This window comes from Streptomyces griseorubiginosus, from assembly GCF_017614965.1.
Lineage (GTDB): Bacteria > Actinomycetota > Actinomycetes > Streptomycetales > Streptomycetaceae > Streptomyces > Streptomyces griseorubiginosus_B.
In genome coordinates this window covers 1-12,187 of sequence record NZ_WVUG01000273.1, presented here as the reverse complement: position 1 = coordinate 12,187, position 12,187 = coordinate 1, and the positions used below count along the sequence as shown (strand labels likewise).

General features: G+C 72.0%; 15 protein-coding genes. 11 read left to right on the top strand and 4 right to left on the bottom strand.

Annotation, left to right across the window (positions count from 1 at the left end; genetic code table 11):
- Positions 1-54: 54 nt before the first annotated feature.
- Complete coding sequence (locus GRC12_RS34520; protein WP_208783820.1) at positions 55-690, bottom strand: TIGR03085 family metal-binding protein; 636 nt, start codon at positions 688-690, stop codon at positions 55-57.
- 129 nt (positions 691-819) lie between these two features.
- Here GRC12_RS34520 and hisI point away from each other — a divergent pair, with 129 nt between their 5' ends.
- The 11 genes from hisI (at position 820) to lgt (ending at position 9,664) form a co-directional block, all read left to right on the top strand.
- Positions 820-1,230 (top strand): phosphoribosyl-AMP cyclohydrolase, encoded by a 411-nt coding sequence (gene hisI, locus GRC12_RS34515; protein ID WP_133042809.1) that lies wholly within the window; start codon positions 820-822, stop codon positions 1,228-1,230.
- 11 nt (positions 1,231-1,241) lie between these two features.
- Entirely contained in the window at positions 1,242-2,720 is a 1,479-nt protein-coding gene (locus GRC12_RS34510) for an anthranilate synthase component I (RefSeq protein ID WP_208783818.1), read from the top strand.
- Positions 2,721-2,772: 52 nt separating this feature from the next.
- Entirely contained in the window at positions 2,773-3,414 is a 642-nt protein-coding gene (locus GRC12_RS34505; RefSeq protein WP_208783816.1) for a TIGR02234 family membrane protein, read from the top strand.
- A gap of 111 nt (positions 3,415-3,525) precedes the next feature.
- Complete coding sequence (locus GRC12_RS34500; protein ID WP_208783814.1) at positions 3,526-3,780, top strand: HGxxPAAW family protein; 255 nt, start codon at positions 3,526-3,528, stop codon at positions 3,778-3,780.
- A gap of 88 nt (positions 3,781-3,868) precedes the next feature.
- Positions 3,869-4,318: a DUF2752 domain-containing protein gene (locus tag GRC12_RS34495; RefSeq protein ID WP_133042805.1), complete on the top strand. Its 450-nt coding sequence runs from the start codon at positions 3,869-3,871 to the stop codon at positions 4,316-4,318.
- Between the two features lie 194 nt (positions 4,319-4,512).
- Positions 4,513-5,322, top strand: a complete 810-nt coding sequence (trpC, locus tag GRC12_RS34490; protein WP_133042804.1) for an indole-3-glycerol phosphate synthase TrpC — start codon at positions 4,513-4,515, stop codon at positions 5,320-5,322.
- 21 nt (positions 5,323-5,343) lie between these two features.
- The gene (gene trpM, locus GRC12_RS34485; protein ID WP_208783812.1) at positions 5,344-5,511 is read left to right on the top strand and encodes a tryptophan biosynthesis modulator TrpM; all 168 of its coding nucleotides are present in this window, start codon (positions 5,344-5,346) and stop codon (positions 5,509-5,511) included.
- 107 nt (positions 5,512-5,618) lie between these two features.
- Positions 5,619-6,902, top strand: coding sequence for a tryptophan synthase subunit beta (trpB, locus tag GRC12_RS34480; RefSeq protein ID WP_208783810.1), 1,284 nt, complete (start codon positions 5,619-5,621; stop codon positions 6,900-6,902).
- Positions 6,899-7,717, top strand: coding sequence for a tryptophan synthase subunit alpha (trpA, locus tag GRC12_RS34475; protein WP_208783808.1), 819 nt, complete (start codon positions 6,899-6,901; stop codon positions 7,715-7,717). The genes trpB and trpA overlap by 4 nt, the downstream gene beginning before the upstream one ends.
- 87 nt (positions 7,718-7,804) lie before the next feature.
- Positions 7,805-8,581: a DsbA family protein gene (locus tag GRC12_RS34470; RefSeq protein WP_208783806.1), complete on the top strand. Its 777-nt coding sequence runs from the start codon at positions 7,805-7,807 to the stop codon at positions 8,579-8,581.
- A gap of 93 nt (positions 8,582-8,674) precedes the next feature.
- A complete protein-coding gene (lgt, locus tag GRC12_RS34465) occupies positions 8,675-9,664 on the top strand; it encodes a prolipoprotein diacylglyceryl transferase (RefSeq protein WP_208783804.1) in 990 nt (329 codons plus the stop codon).
- Positions 9,665-9,754: 90 nt separating this feature from the next.
- Here the strand turns inward: lgt and GRC12_RS34460 are convergent, their stop codons facing one another.
- The 3 genes from GRC12_RS34460 to GRC12_RS34450 form a co-directional block, all read right to left on the bottom strand.
- Positions 9,755-10,594: an HpcH/HpaI aldolase/citrate lyase family protein gene (locus GRC12_RS34460; protein ID WP_208783802.1), complete on the bottom strand. Its 840-nt coding sequence runs from the start codon at positions 10,592-10,594 to the stop codon at positions 9,755-9,757.
- On the bottom strand, positions 10,591-11,793 hold the full coding sequence (locus GRC12_RS34455; protein ID WP_208783800.1) for a CaiB/BaiF CoA transferase family protein: 1,203 nt from the start codon (positions 11,791-11,793) through the stop codon (positions 10,591-10,593). The genes GRC12_RS34460 and GRC12_RS34455 overlap by 4 nt, the downstream gene beginning before the upstream one ends.
- Positions 11,790-12,187: PfkB family carbohydrate kinase (locus tag GRC12_RS34450; RefSeq protein WP_208783798.1), on the bottom strand; the 398-nt coding region annotated here is incomplete at its 5' end. The genes GRC12_RS34450 and GRC12_RS34455, both read right to left, overlap by 4 nt.

Below are 12,187 nucleotides of genomic sequence, written 5' to 3'. Positions count from 1 at the left end.
GGGCCGGGCGGGGCGGAGACGAGGATGCGCGAGCCCCGGACCGGCCGGGGCTCGTCAGATGCCGAGTTGCTTCGCCTCGTGGAGCTTGGTGATCGCTTCCTTGTCGCCGTCCAGTTCGACCTTGGCGGCGCTTTGCCGCCCGTAGGAGAACAGCAGCAGCTCGGACGGTTCGCCGGTCACCGTGACGACGGGGGTGCCGCGGTGCGCCACCGCCGTCTGGCCGTCAGGGCGGCGCAGCACCAGGCCGGTCGGGGCGCTGCGGCCCATCAGCCGGGCCGAACGCTCCAGACGCGACCAGAGCGTGTCCTGGAAGACCTGGTCCAGCTCCCGCGGCGCCCAGTCCGGCCGGGCCCGGCGGACGTCCTCCGTGTGGACGTAGAACTCCACCGTGTTCGACAGCTCGTCCACCTGCTTGAGCTGGAACGGCGAGAAGCGCGGCGGGCCCGTGCGGATGAGCTGGATCAGCTCCTCGTACGGCTTCGCGGCGAACTCCGCCATCACCCGCTCCAGGCGCGGCGCGAGCTGCTTGATCAGGATGCCGCCTGCGGCGTCGGGACGGCGCTCGCGCACCACCACGTGCGCGGCGAGATCACGGGTGAGCCAGCCCTCACAGAGGGTCGGGGCGTCGGGGCCCTCGGCCTCCAACAGATCGGCCAGAAGAAGTCGTTCACGCTTGGCGAAAGTCGACATGACAATCAGCCTACGGCCCCCTGACGGGTCCGCCCACCCGTCATCCGACCACCGCCCCCCACCGCGCCGCTGTTTCCATTCAGTGGACATGGCCCGTCACTGTCAGTGGCGCGCGGCACAATGGCACCCATGACCAGTACGACCGGTACCCCCCGGCCCAGCAGCCTCGACCCCGAGATCGCCGCGCGGCTCAAGCGCAGCGCCGACGGGCTCCTCCCCGCGATCGCCCAGCAGTACGACACCGGTGAGGTGCTGATGCTGGGCTGGATGGACGACGAGGCGCTGCACCGCACGCTCACCACCGGCCGCTGCACCTACTGGTCGCGCAGCCGCCAGGAGTACTGGGTCAAGGGCGACACCTCCGGCCACTTCCAGTGGGTCAGGTCGGTCGCGCTGGACTGCGACGCCGACACCGTGCTGGTCAAGGTCGACCAGGTCGGCGCCGCCTGCCACACCGGCGCCCGCACCTGCTTCGACGAGGACGTGCTCCTCAAGGAGACCGAGGGCGCCGATTCCGTCGTACCGGCACGGGATCAGTAAGGTCAGCCGCCATGGACCTCGAGACCTTCCGCAAGCTCGCCACCGACCGGCGTGTCATCCCGGTCACGCGCAAGCTCCTCGCCGACGGCGACACCCCCGTCGCGCTGTACCGCAAGCTCGCCGCCGAGCGCCCCGGCACCTTCCTGCTGGAGTCCGCGGAGAACGGCCGCTCCTGGTCCCGCTACTCCTTCGTGGGCGTCCGCAGCGCCGCCACCCTGACCTCCCGCGACGGCGCAACCCACTGGCTCGGCACCCCGCCCGTCGGCGTCCCCGTGGACGGTGACCCGCTCGCCGCCCTGCGCGCCACCATCGAGGCCCTGCACACCCCGCACCAGGAGGGCCTGCCGCCCTTCACCGGCGGCATGGTCGGCTACCTCGGCTACGACATCGTGCGCCGCCTGGAGAAGATCGGCCCCGGCGAGCGGGACGACCTGAAGCTGCCCGAGCTGACCATGCTGCTCACCAGCGACCTGGCCGTGATGGACCACTGGGAGGGCTCGGTCCTGCTGATCGCCAACGCGATCAACCACAACGACCTGGACACCGGCGTCGACGAGGCCCACGCGGACGCCGTGGCCCGGCTGGACGCGATGGAGGCGGACCTGTCCCGCGCGGTCGCCCAGCCGCCCGCCGTCCTGCCGCCCTCGGAACTGCCCGAGTACACCGCGCTGTGGGGCGGCCCCGACTTCCAGGCGGCCGTCGAGGACGTCAAGGAACGCATCCGCGCCGGTGAGGCCTTCCAGGTCGTCCCCTCCCAGCGCTTCGAAACACCCTGCACGGCAAGCGCGTTGGACGTCTACCGGGTGCTGAGGGCCACCAACCCCTCCCCGTACATGTACCTCTTCCGCTTCGACGGCTTCGACGTCGTCGGCTCGTCCCCCGAGGCCCTGGTGAAGGTCGAGGACGGACGGGCCATGGTCCACCCCATCGCCGGCACCCGGCACCGCGGGGCCACCCCGCAGGAGGACCAGGCGCTCGCCGACGAACTGCTCGCCGACCCCAAGGAGCGCGCCGAGCACCTGATGCTGGTCGACCTCGGGCGCAACGACCTCGGACGGGTCTGCGAGCCGGGCTCCGTCGAGGTCGTCGACTTCATGTCCATCGAGCGGTACTCGCACGTCATGCACATCGTCTCGACGGTCACCGGCCGGGTCGCCGCGGGCCGCACCGCCTTCGACGTCCTGACGGCCTGTTTCCCGGCCGGCACCCTCTCCGGCGCCCCCAAGCCCCGCGCGATGCAGATCATCGACGAACTCGAGCCGTCCCGGCGCGGGTTGTACGGCGGCTGCGTCGGCTACCTCGACTTCGCGGGCGACTCCGACACCGCCATCGCCATCCGCACCGCCCTGCTCCGGGGCGGCACGGCGTACGTCCAGGCGGGCGCCGGCATCGTCGCCGACTCCGACCCGGTCGCCGAGGACCAGGAGTGCCGCAACAAGGCGGCGGCGGTGCTGCGCGCGGTCCACACGGCCAACCGGCTCGGCCAGTAGGACGGGTCTCACGTGAACCCCGGGTGACGGTTCACCCGGGGTTCGGGCGATAGTGGAGTACGTGACTGCCGTACCTCATCCCCGTTCCGAAGCCGCAGGACCCGCCCGGGCCGGCCGCATCTCCCTCGCCGTCGCCCTGCCGGCCGGTGCGCTCGGCGCGGCCGTTGCGCTGCTGTCGACCCGGCAGCGCTGGTCGGAGGGCACCACGACGGTGGCCGGCGGCGCCTTCTCCCTGACCGCCAAGGGCAGTGACGTCACCGGCGTCCCCGCCGCGCTGGCCATAGTGGGACTGGCCGCGCTGGTCGCCGTGTTCGCCGTCCGCCGGGCCGGCCGTCTGCTGGTCGCGGCCCTGCTCGCGCTCTCCGGCGCCGGCACGGTCGCCGCGGCCCTGCTCGGCGCGTCCGACAGCTCGGCCCTCGACGACAAGGCCGCCCAGGCGGCCGGCGACACCTCGGCCACGGTGCACGCCCTCAGCCACACGGCCTGGCCGTACGTGGCCGCGGTGGGCGGCGCGCTGATCCTGCTGGCCGGGCTGCTCGCGCTGCGCTACGGGCGGTACTGGCCGGCGATGTCCGGCCGCTACGAGCGGGCCGGTGCGGCCAGACCGCGGCGCAGGGCCGCCGGCGTCGATCCCGACCGTCCCGAGGACCTGTGGAAGGCCCTGGACCGCGGGGAGGATCCGACGAGCGCGTAGACGGCGGCTCCGACGCGCGAAGGGCGACCCCCGGGCAGCCGACGCGCGCGTGCGGGACAATGTCGGCTGAGCGTCCGGCTCAGACACGTAATCAGCAACGAGGAGCAAGTCATGGCGGGCAGCAGCCACGGTCACACCCCGGCCGCCTGGACCGGTGTCATCATCGCCTTCATCGGTTTCTGCGTCGCGGGCGCCTTCATGGTCATGGCTCAGCCGGTGGGCTTCTGGGCCGGCATGGCGATCGTGGTCATCGGCGGCATCGTCGGCTGGGTGATGAGCGCGATGGGCATGGGGCAGCCGAAGGACGCGCACGACAACTTCCAGTCGGAGCTGGCGCAGAGCCAGGCGGCGCACGCCAAGAGCTGAGCACGCGGCCACCGCACGCACGCGTGAGGGGCGATCCGGAGAAGCCGGGTCGCCCCTCACGCGTGCGGGGCGGCCCTTCCGGGGGAGAATGCCTGACGTGAACGTCGAGAGCCGGTCCGTCACGCCCTCCCGCGCCGAACCCACCACGGCGGCGCGGCTCGCCGTGCCCGCGGGCATCATGGCCGCCGTCGCCGGGGCCTTCGCCTACGTGGGGACGGTCGACCCGAACCAGCCCGGCCACTACCCCGTCTGCCCGCTGTACGCCGTCACCGGCCTGTACTGCCCCGGCTGCGGCGGACTGCGCAGTGCGCACGCCTTCGTCCACGGCGACTTCCTCGGGGCGCTCCACGACAACGCCCTGGCCACCGTCGGCTATCCGCTCTTCGCCGTGCTGTGGACCGTATGGGTGGTGCGTGCGGTGCGGGGACGGCCGCTGCGGCTCGGGCTCGGGTCGGCGCACCTGTGGGCCCTGGGGGCGTTGCTGCTGGTCTTCACGGTTGTCCGGAACCTGCCGTTCGGTGGCTGGCTGCATCCTTGATCGAACCGTGAACGTCCAGTATGGGGGCACCTCCCGCCCGAGCCGTGCGAAGCTGGTTCGAGGGTGGGGGAGGGACTGCCGTCAACCGGATGCGGGGGCTGCGCCCTCCTCCGGATACCATCGCAGTGACCATCGGTTTTCTCCCGACGGTCAAAAAGCTTCAACAGCCCACCGTCTGGAAGGGGGCCGCTCGCGTGAGTGTGCTCGACGAGATCATCGACGGAGTCCGTGCCGACCTCGCGGAGCGGCAGGCGCGCGTCAGCCTCGACGAGCTCAAGGAGCGTGCGGCGAAGGCTCCCACCGCCAAGGACGGGGTCGCCGCGCTCAAGGGCGACGGCGTCAAGGTCATCTGCGAGGTCAAGCGCTCCAGCCCGTCCAAGGGCGCGTTGGCCGCGATCGCCGACCCCGCCGGACTCGCCGCGGACTACGAGGCGGGCGGCGCGGCCGTCATCTCCGTCCTCACCGAGCAGCGCCGCTTCGGCGGCTCGCTGGCCGACCTGGAGGCGGTCCGCGCACGGGTGGACATCCCCGTCCTGCGCAAGGACTTCATCGTCACGTCGTACCAGCTGTGGGAGGCCCGCGCGTACGGCGCCGACCTCGCCCTCCTGATCGTCGCCGCCCTGGAACAGCCCGCCCTGGAGTCCCTCATCGAGCGCGCCGTCTCCATCGGCCTCACCCCGCTCGTCGAGGTGCACGACGAGGACGAGGTCGAGCGGGCGGTGGACGCCGGCGCCAAGATCATCGGCGTCAACGCGCGCAACCTCAAGACCCTCGAGGTGGACCGCTCCACCTTCGAGCGCGTGGCCCCCGAGATCCCCGACCACCTCGTCAAGATCGCCGAGTCCGGCGTCCGCGGCCCCCACGACCTGATCGCGTACGCCAACGCCGGCGCCGACGCGGTCCTGGTGGGCGAGTCCCTGGTGACGGGGAAGGACCCGAGGACGGCCGTCTCGGACCTGGTGGCGGCAGGAGAGCACCCCGCTCTTCGGCACGGACGCAGTTGATCTTTCGGTAGGCTGACCCCGATGACTCTCACCGCGACGACCCTGGACCGGTACGCCCGCCTCGCGCGCGGCTGCCGCCCCCGCGGCTGCCGCGCGCCCGCCCGCCGGGTCCACGGCCGCCGCGTGCGTTACGTCATCGGAGACGAACCGGGTCAGGTAAACGGCCGCCGATGGCAGCGCGCCCTGTAGGGGCGCGGGGAACTGCGCGACAAGCCACAATCGGCCCGCAGTCAACAGCCAATCCCTGCCCCCACGGCGAATAGTGTCCTTTCACGCACTCACCGTGAGGTTCAGTCATGCCCAGCGACTTCTTCATTCCCGACCCCGAGGGTCAAGTACCGAGCCCCGAAGGCTACTTCGGTAACTTCGGCGGCAAGTTCATCCCGGAGGCCCTCGTCGCAGCCGTCGACGAGGTGGCCGTCGAGTACGACAAGGCCAAGCACGACCCCGAGTTCGCCCGTGAGCTCGACGACCTGCTGCTCAACTACACGGGGCGCCCCTCGGCGCTCACCGAGGTCCCCCGTTTCGCCGCGGAGGCGGGCGGCGCACGCGTCTTCCTCAAGCGCGAGGACCTCAACCACACCGGCTCCCACAAGATCAACAACGTCCTGGGCCAGGCCCTGCTCACCAAGCGCATGGGCAAGACCCGCGTCATCGCGGAGACCGGCGCCGGCCAGCACGGCGTGGCCACCGCCACCGCCTGCGCCCTGTTCGGCCTCGAGTGCACGATCTACATGGGCGAGATCGACACCAAGCGCCAGGCCCTCAACGTGGCCCGCATGCGCATGCTCGGCGCCGAGGTCGTCGCGGTGAAGTCCGGCAGCCGCACCCTGAAGGACGCCATCAACGAGGCATTCCGCGACTGGGTCGCCAACGTCGACCACACCCACTACCTCTTCGGTACGGTCGCCGGCCCGCACCCCTTCCCGGCCATGGTCCGCGACTTCCACCGCGTCATCGGCGTGGAGGCCCGCCGCCAGCTCCTGGAGCGCGCCGGCCGCCTCCCGGACGCGGCGATCGCCTGCGTCGGCGGCGGCTCCAACGCCATCGGCCTCTTCCACGCCTTCATCCCCGACGAGGGCGTCCGCCTGATCGGCTGCGAGCCGGCCGGCCACGGCGTGGAGACCGGCGAGCACGCGGCCACCCTCACCGCCGGGGAGCCCGGCATCCTGCACGGCTCCCGGTCCTACGTCCTGCAGGACGACGAGGGCCAGATCACCGAGCCGTACTCGATCTCGGCCGGCCTGGACTACCCGGGCATCGGCCCGGAGCACTCGTACCTCAAGGACAGCGGTCGCGGCGAGTACCGCGCGATCACCGACGACGCGGCGATGCAGGCCCTGCGCCTGCTCTCGCGCACCGAGGGCATCATCCCGGCGATCGAGAGCGCCCACGCCCTCGCGGGCGCCCTGGAGGTCGGCAGGGAGCTGGGCGAGGACGGTCTGATCGTCGTCAACCTGTCCGGCCGCGGCGACAAGGACATGGACACCGCCGCGCGCTACTTCGGCCTGTACGACACCGACGCGGAGGTCGCGGCCGACGCCGCCGACACCGCGGAGATCGAGGGGGACGCCAAGTGAGCGGGAACATCCAGCTGCTGTCGGACACCCTCGCCGCCGCCAAGGCCGAGGGCCGTGCCGCGCTCATCGCCTACCTCCCGGCCGGGTTCCCGACCGTGGACGGCGGCATCGAGGCGATCAAGGCCGCCCTGGAGGGCGGGGCGGACGTCATGGAGGTCGGGCTGCCGCACAGCGACCCCGTCCTCGACGGTCCCGTCATCCAGACCGCCGACGACATCGCCCTGCGCGGCGGCGTCAAGATCGCGCACGTCATGCGCACGGTCAAGGAGGCCCACGAGGCCACCGGCAAGCCGATCCTCGTCATGACGTACTGGAACCCCGTCGACCGCTACGGCGTCGAGCGCTTCACCGCCGAGCTGGCGGAGGCCGGGGGCGCCGGGTGCATCCTGCCCGACCTGCCCGTCCAGGAGGCGGCGCTGTGGCGGGAGCACGCCGAGAAGCACGGGCTCGCCACGGTCTTCGTGGTCGCGCCCAGCAGCAAGGACGCGCGGCTCGCACAGATCACCGCGGCCGGCAGCGGCTTCGTGTACGCCGCCTCGCTCATGGGCGTCACCGGCACCCGTGAGTCGGTGGGCGCGCAGGCCCAGGACCTGGTCGAGCGGACCCGGGCGACCGGCACCGACCTGCCCGTCTGCGTCGGCCTCGGCGTCTCCGACGCCGCGCAGGCCGCCGAGGTGGCCGGCTTCGCCGACGGCGTGATCGTCGGCTCGGCGTTCGTGAAGCGGATGCTGGACGCGCCGGACGACACGGCCGGCGTCGAGGCCGTCCGCGCACTCGCCGGGGAACTGGCGAAGGGCGTGCGCGGCCAGGCGTAACGGCACACTACGGAAGATTCGGTCACTCGAACGGGTGGACCTGGGACCGGGGAGGCGCGCTGCGCCTCCCCGGTTCGTTCTGGGGGTGTGAGCGAGAAGAACCGTGAGGGAAAGCGCACCGCCCGTGAGCGGCTGGCGGTCGAGCGCGAGAAGCAGAAGGCCGCCGAGAAGCGACGGCGGGTGCTGATCGTCGGCGCGAGCGTGGTCTGCGTGCTGGGGCTCGCCGCGGTGATCGGCGTGGTCGCCGCGAACGCCGGCAAGGACAAGGGCAGCAAGAGCTCGGGCCCGATCGCGGCGCCGTCCGGTGCGCAGGGCAAGGACAGTCTCGCGATCCCGGTCGGCAAGGACGGCGCCAGGCCGACGCTCACCGTCTGGGAGGACTTCCGCTGCCCGGCCTGCCAGGCCTTCGAGATGACCTACCGCCCGACCATCAACGAGCTGACCGACTCCGGACAGCTCCGGGTCGAGTACCACCTGGTCAGACTGATCGACGGCAACCTCGGCGGCACCGGCTCGCTGCGCGCGGCCAACGCGGCGGCCTGCGCCCAGGACGCCGGGAAGTTCCGCGACTACCACGACGTGCTGTACCAGAACCAGCCGAAGGAGACCGACGACGCCTTCGCGGACAACAGCAAGCTGATCGCGCTCGCGGGCAAGGTGCACGGCCTCGACACCCCGGCCTTCCGCACCTGCGTCAACGACGGCACGCACGACAGCTGGGTCGACAAGTCGGCCGCCGCGTTCCGGTCCAGCGGTTTCTCCGGCACGCCGACCGTGATCCTCAACGGCAAGAACATCTACCAGGACCAGACGATGACCCCGGCCAAGCTCAAGCAACTGGTACAGGAGGCCGCCAAGCGGTAAGGCGCACGGGGCGCATTCACACCTGCCCGTTATGGACCCGTAGCCGGGCCGCCTGCCGTGGTCCCGGTCCGGCACGGTAGCGTCGACCCTGCCATGGAAGAACTTGCCTACATTCCGAGCCCGTCGCGCGGGGTGCTGTATCTCGGCCCCATTCCGCTGCGCGGCTACGCGTTCTGCATCATCATCGGCGTCTTCGTCGCGGTCTGGCTCGGCAACAAGCGCTGGATCGCCCGCGGGGGACGGGCCGGGACGGTGGCCGACATCGCTGTCTGGGCGGTGCCTTTCGGCCTCGTCGGCGGCCGCCTCTACCACGTGATCACGGACTACGAGCTGTACTTCAGCCAGGGCCGTGACTGGGTGGACGCCTTCAAGGTGTGGGAGGGCGGCCTCGGTATCTGGGGCGCGATCGCGCTCGGTGCGCTGGGTGCGTGGATCGGCTGTCGGCGCCGGGGCATCCCGATGCCCGCGTACGCCGACGCCGTGGCGCCCGGTATCGCCTTCGCGCAGGCGATCGGGCGGTGGGGCAACTGGTTCAACCAGGAGCTGTACGGCAAGGAGACCAACGTTCCCTGGGCGCTGCACATCACGTCCTCGGCGGACGGTCGGGTGCCGGGGTACTACCACCCGACGTTCCTGTACGAGTCCCTGTGGTGCATCGGCGTCGCCTTCCTGGTCATCTGGGCCGACCGGCGCTTCAAGCTGGGCCACGGGCGGGCGTTCGCGCTGTACGTCGCCGCGTACTGCGTGGGGCGGGCGTGGATCGAGTACATGCGGGTCGACGACGCGCACCACATCCTCGGGCTGCGGCTGAACGACTGGACCGCGGGGATCGTGTTCCTGCTCGCGGTGGCGTACATCGTGGTGTCCTCGAAGAAGCGGCCCGGGCGGGAAACGGTGGTCGAGCCGGGGGCGGCGGAAGACGTGGCCGACGGGGAGACCGGGGCCGAGGACGCCGACGTCAAGGACGCCGATGTCAAGAAGGCCGACGGGGAGACCTCCGAGGGGGAGACCAAGGCGGACGCCGACGGGGACGACGCCGACGCCGACGCGAAGGATGAGGCCGAGTCGGCCAAGAAGCTCTGACGCACGACCGACGGCGGGTTTCGGCGGGTTGACCCCCACCGGGGCCCGCCGTCGGCGTTCTCGCCGTCACGGCCAAGAAGAACAGGGGCATCATCGGCAGCGGTTGGCCAGCGACAGGGTGCGTTGGGCCGTGGCCACGACCGCCGCGTCGACGAAGCGGCCGTCCGGAAGGGCCTGGGCTCCCTGGTCTCTTGTGGCCGCCTTCACGATGGTTTCCGCCTCCTCGATCTCGTGAGTCGTGGGGAGGTAGGCCCGTTCGATGATGGGGAGCTGGCGGGGGTGGATGGCGGCCCGGCCGAGGAAGCCCAGGGCGCGGCCGTGGGTGCAGGAGGCCGCCAGGGCCTCCAGGTCCCGGATGTCCGGGTGCACCGACTGCGGTGGCGGGGGCAGCCCCGCCGCCCGGGCGGCCACGACGACCCGGGAGCGGGACCAGTCGAGGCCCGCGTCCTCACGTACGCCCAGGTCGGCCCGGAGATCCGCCTCGCCCAGCGAGATGCCGCGCAGCGAGGGGTGAGCGGAGGCGATGGCGTGGGCGTGTTCCACGGCCAGCGCGGTTTCCAGGAGGGCGTACAGGGCGGGGGCGTCGCCCGTCAGCGAGGTCAAGCGGTGGGCGATGCGGATGAGCTGGGACGGTGACGACACCTTCGGCAGGCGCAGGCCCGACAGGCCCGGGAGCATGGCGATCGCTTCGAGGTCCCGGGGTGCCAGCGGGCCGTCCAGCGCGTTGACGCGGACGTGGACCGGAACCGGCGGGGAGTCGGTGAGGAGTTCGGCCGTGGCGGCGCGGGCGTAGTCCTTGCGGTCCGGGGCGACCGCGTCCTCCAGGTCGACGACCACGACGTCGGCGCCGGCGACGAGGGCCTTGGCGACCACGTGCGGACGGTCGCCGGGCGCGTACAGCCAGGTGAGCGGGGTGGTTCTCGCGGTCATACGGCACCCTCCTCCCGTAGAGCCGCCAACTCCGCCCGGCTCAGGCCCAGTTCGGTCAGGATCTGTTCCGTGTCCGCGCCGTGCGGGCGGCCCGCCCAGCGGATGGCGCCCGGCGTGGAGGAGAGCCGGAAGAGGACGTTCTGCATACGGAGCGGGCCGAGTTCGGGGTCGTCAAGGGTCGTGATCGTGTCGAGGGCCTGGTACTGGGGATCGGCGAGTACGTCCCGTACGTCCTGCACGGGCGCGATGGCCGCCTCCGCCTTCTCGAAGGCCGCGAGGACCTCCGTGCGGGTGCGGGTGGCGATCCAGTCGCCGACCGCCGCGTCGAGGACGTCCGCGTGCGCGGCGCGCTCGGCGCCCGTCGCGAACCAGGGCTCGTCGATCAGCTCCGGGCGGCCCACCAGGTGCATCACGCGTTCCGCGATCGACTGGGCCGAGGTGGAGACGGCGACCCAGGTGCCGTCTGCGGTGCGGTAGGTGTTGCGCGGGGCGTTGTTGGCGGAGCGGTTGCCCGTGCGGGCCTGGACGTATCCGAGCTGGTCGTACCAGGTGGGCTGGGGGCCGAGGACGGTGAGGATCGGTTCGATGATCGCCATGTCGACGACCTGGCCCTCGCCGGTGCGCTCGCGTGCGGCGAGCGCGGTCAGCACGGCGTACGCCGTCGCCAGGCCGGCGATGGAGTCGGCGAGGCCGAAGGGCGGGAGCGTCGGAGGGGCGTCCGGTTCACCGGTGATCGCGGCGAAGCCGCTCATCGCCTCGGCGAGGGTGCCGAAGCCGGGGCGGTGGGCGTAGGGGCCGAACTGCCCGAAGGCGGTGACGCGGGTCAGGACCAGCCGGGGGTTGACTGCGGACAGCTCCGGCCAGCCGAGGTCCCACTTCTCCAGGGTGCCCGGACGGAAGTTCTCGATCAGCACGTCGGCCGTCGCGGCCAGTCGGAGGAGCGTGGCGCGGCCGCCGGGCTTGGAGAGGTCGAGGGTGATCGTGCGCTTGTTGCGGCCGAGGATCTTCCACCACAGACCGACGCCGTCCTTCGAGGGACCGTGGCCGCGGGAGGGATCCGGTTTGGTGGGGTGCTCGACCTTCACGACCTCCGCGCCGAAGTCGCCGAGCAGGGTGGCGGCGAGGGGGCCGGCGAAGAGCGTGGCGAGGTCGAGGACGCGCAGACCGGTGAGCGGGGGCCGGGTGCCGGGAGTGGTCATGAGGAGTACCGCGCCTCGATCTCGGAGCGGTACGGCATCGACGCGGAGGCGCCGGGGCGCTGCACCGAGAGCGCGGCGGCCGCGGCGGCCCAGGCCAGGGCCTCACGGATGGGCCGCTCCTCGCCGAGGGCCACCGCGAGGGCGCCGACGAAGGTGTCGCCCGCGCCGGTGGAGTCCACGGCGGTGACCTGCGGGGCCCCGACGGCGAGGGGCTCGGCGTCCCGTGCCAGGTACAGGCTGCCCGCCGCGCCGAGCGTGACCACCACGGCCGGGACCTTCTCCAGCAGGGCGGTGGCCGCGTCGACCGTGTCGGTCTCGTCGGTGAGGGTGACCGCCTCGTACTCGTTGGCGACCAACAGGTCGGTGGCGGCGAGGAGTTCGGGGGGCAGGGGCT